We start from the raw sequence: 3,607 nt of genomic DNA on the forward strand, positions 1-3,607 counted from the left end.
TGGCCCTAGACGGAAGGTAGAGCATCAGGTCGCCGCCCGAACTGGACATGCTAATAGAATTGTCAGCCACTCCGGAAGCGTAAAGTTTCCGGGCTTCAATATTCCCGCCAGACGTTCTTGCGCTTACAGATCCCACAACGCCCAAAATCACAATATCACCACCGGATGTCGTTGCGATGAGATCTTTTCCCGCCTTTCCAACTTCGATATCGCCGCCGCTGGTGCTCACTTGACAAAACCAAGCGCCTCACCGATATAAATATCGCCACCGGAAGTATGCGCTTCTACTTTTCCGCCAACTTTTTTAACCTCGATGTCGCCGCCCGATGTACGCGCGCGTAGGGTTTCCCCAATAACCATTTGAATATCTATATCTCCACCGGACGTGAAAATCTCGCCATTACCCTTCAAATCGTTGAGATTAATGTCACCACCCGATGTCATCGCCCACAAATTGCCCCTGTGGCGCTGTATTCTTATGTCGCCACCCGAGGTGGTCGCTCTTGCAACACCAATAGATCGATCAATAGCAATATTACCGCCAGAGGTCAATCCGGTTAGTTCTCCATTAATATCCGACACTTCGATATCGCCGCCGCTGGTGCGAATATCCGCATGACCCTGCAGATTGTTGAGCGATAAGTCTCCGCCAGATGTTTTGACTGCCACATTAAACGCAACGGGAATTTTAACAAAGAATTTGCTTTCAAATCGTCTGGAATGACACGTTCCATCAACAGTTAATTTGTTGCCTTTTTGTGTATATTTTGCCTTTTCATCCTGTAAAATTTTACCGGCGGCAGATTCCGAATACGCCTTAATGCGGAATAGCTCCTGAATCTCAACATCGTTCCGTTGTTCACCAATGATCGTAATGTCACCGGTTATATTCTTCATATCCAGAAATCCTCCGCCTTTGACGTCGAACTTCTCAATAATTTCTCCTGCGTAACGCATACCGTCGTATTTCAGTTTGCTTTGCGAAAACAGAACGGCGCTCGCTAATAAGGCGATCAAGATAACTTTAAAGGTTCGTTTCATGGCGACTGCCCCTTCAATTACCACTTCTACTGTTTTTTCTGTTTAACGAGTCCAACCCTTCTTTTGCGACGACGCGGACGGACTCATCCTTTTCCTGCGAACAGACCAGCGCAAGAACGGGAATGATCTCGTCTTTACCAATGGTGACTAACTGATTGATTGCCATTTTCCGAATCGTGGAAGAGGAGTCCCGCAGAGCGGCAGATTTGAATACCTCAACAACCTGTTCGGAATCAGTTTTTTTCGCCAGCGCTTCCATCGCGCGGCACCGAACATCGCCAGATTTGTCTCGGAGTAAAACTGCTATCAGCGTGTTGTCGATGTCTTCGCTTGGAACGGCCTGCGAGAGCAACTTTACCGCTCTCATCCGACGCTCAGGCAACTGGTCGTGAATCGCGGAATATCTAAGCATGTTCTGAATCGTCGGATCGTCAAGACCGCCTTTCAGCGCAAAGTCACGCTCGATCTTTAAGGCAACTTCAACTACGCCATCGCCGTCTAGATCATTTTTCTCTTGGGTAAGATCGGCGATTTCGACGTTTCCATTGCTCAACATGTAATTAGCCATCGCTTTTTGGAAATTCGCTTTTTCTGCTTCGGTCATCGTTTTCTGAGAGTTCACGAAATTCGCCAGCATCGCCGGATCATTTTTTAAGCCGGAGCTTAGCCAGATTTTTCCAACCAGCATACCAACGACGAAGGTCATTCCGATTGTAACAAACTGGTATTGCGGACGCATAAATACGGCGCGGACGGAATCGGTCAAATCCGACCACCCGTTTCGTAGGCGCCTGACGATTCCTATATTCGGTTCCGCCGTGATTTTTTCCATGATCTGCCGGTTGAGGCGACTGAGCAATATTTCCGTCGGCTTTATACCGACGCTTTCTATGCGAGCGGCTCCAAGTGTTTCAAGTTTTTCAATCTTCATCTGACAAATCGGACAAGACTTCAGGTGTTGCTGGAAATCGACTAGTTCCGCACCAGTAAGTTCATTATAGAAGTAAAGAATTGCGGCTTCATCATATTTTTTGTTGTGTCTCATGGTTATTTCTCCTTTTCAAGCCTCTACAAGCAAGGCTTGGAGTTTCTGAGTTGCTCTGAACAAATATCGCTTGACGGTGCCTTCCGTACAATCGAGCAAAACGGAAATATCTTTGATTTTTTTCCCTTCGATGTGTTTGAGGATAAAAACAATCCGCTGTTGGGTGGACAGCTTTTTTAGAGCCCAATCGATTTGACTCCGGAGTGATGAGCTGAATGTTTCCCGATCGGCTTCATCGTCATTTGACGGTAGGGTTTCCCAGAGATAATCGTCCTCACCCGGATCGGCAATTGCCATACGCTTATTCTTCCGGTAAAAATTGAACGCCTGATTTGTCAGAATCCTGTAAATCCAAGTAAAGAACTCACTCTCAAACCGAAAAGTCTCGATGTTTCGGTAAACTTTGATGAACGTTTCCTGATATAAATCTTCGGCGTCCTGCGTGTTCCGGGTAAAGTGATACGCAAGGCTCATCACTTTTTCGCCGTACCTGTTCATTACCCATTGAAACGCCATTTTTTCTCCGCTCTGAATTCTTTTGATTAAGTCGATCTCTTCTTTTTCCATATGACCTCAAAACTCCTTCTTAGATAGCCTTTTTGTTCATTGGTTGTCAGGGGGAGAGATGAAAAATTATCGCAAAACCGTCATTCGTCCATATTGAACATGATTTTTCCGAGTAAGCCTAACCAAATAGACGCCCGATGAGACGGGCAAGCCAGAGCCGGAGAGTAGGTTCCACGGAATCGTTTCCCGTATGCCTTCCCACTTAACGGGAATTTTTTGCGACCAAACTATTTGGCCTTTCATATCGACAACTTCCAGTTTCGCCGATTCCGAAGACGGTTTTAAATTGTCCCACTTGAAGAATAAATTTGTAGAAACTGCAGCCGGATTCGGATAACAAAGAATCTGATTTTCGGACAATTCCCGATCTGGAAATTCCAGAGTATCGCCTTGAAAAATCGTTTTCCAAACATCCGGAATTCCCCAGCCGTAACGATCGTCCGGCGCGTTCGCGCGATTGGCATATTTTTTCAACGACTGAATAACTTCTGCTGGCGCCCAATCGGGATTTTTTTCCAGAACTAAAGCCGCGGCGCCCGCAATTAGCGGCGTGGCGAACGACGTTCCGCTTCCCGCGCCATATCCCAGAGAATAATCTATTGCCAGATAAGCGGATACGCCTCTGGCGCACAAATCCGGTTTGACGCGCCCATCCGCAGTCGGGCCATGCGAAGAAAATGCGGCGATGACACCATTTCCGTCAACGGCGCCCACGCTTAACGCGCCAAATGCATCCGCGGGCGAACCGAGTCCACCGTCAGGATAATGCGGATCGTTTCCTTCATTTCCGGCGGCAACGGCAACGATGATTCCGCGCCGGAACGCCCAATTTACTGCTTGGGTCGTCACGGCTGTTTCTCCATCCAGATCCGAAAAAGAATACTCAAAATTATCGAAGGTTCGGTAGCCCAACGATGTTGAAATCACGTCAACGCCAAGCCTGTCAGCCCATTC

Annotated in this window: 5 protein-coding genes; all 5 read right to left on the reverse strand. The window is 47.5% G+C overall.

Annotated elements, in window-relative coordinates; translation table 11 throughout:
- A partial coding sequence (locus COT43_05465) for a hypothetical protein (protein ID PIS28844.1) occupies window positions 1–229 on the reverse strand: 229 nt, incomplete at its 3' end.
- Window positions 226–1,065, reverse strand: coding sequence for a hypothetical protein (locus COT43_05470; protein PIS28845.1), 840 nt, complete (start codon window positions 1,063–1,065; stop codon window positions 226–228). The genes COT43_05465 and COT43_05470, both read right to left, overlap by 4 nt.
- Window positions 1,055–2,086 (reverse strand): hypothetical protein, encoded by a 1,032-nt coding sequence (locus COT43_05475; GenBank protein ID PIS28846.1) that lies wholly within the window; start codon window positions 2,084–2,086, stop codon window positions 1,055–1,057. Before COT43_05475 ends, COT43_05470 begins: the two co-directional genes overlap by 11 nt.
- Window positions 2,087–2,101: 15 nt before the next feature.
- Window positions 2,102–2,653 carry an RNA polymerase subunit sigma-24 gene (locus COT43_05480; protein PIS28847.1) on the reverse strand — a complete coding sequence of 184 codons (552 nt, stop codon included), beginning with the start codon at window positions 2,651–2,653 and terminating at the stop codon, window positions 2,102–2,104.
- 66 nt (window positions 2,654–2,719) lie between these two features.
- A complete protein-coding gene (locus COT43_05485) occupies window positions 2,720–3,580 on the reverse strand; it encodes a hypothetical protein (GenBank protein ID PIS28848.1) in 861 nt (286 codons plus the stop codon).
- Between the last annotated feature and the right edge of the window lie 27 nt (window positions 3,581–3,607).

The sequence above is a fragment of the Candidatus Marinimicrobia bacterium CG08_land_8_20_14_0_20_45_22 genome, from assembly GCA_002774355.1.
Taxonomy (GTDB): Bacteria; Fidelibacterota; UBA2242; order UBA2242; family UBA2242; genus 0-14-0-20-45-22.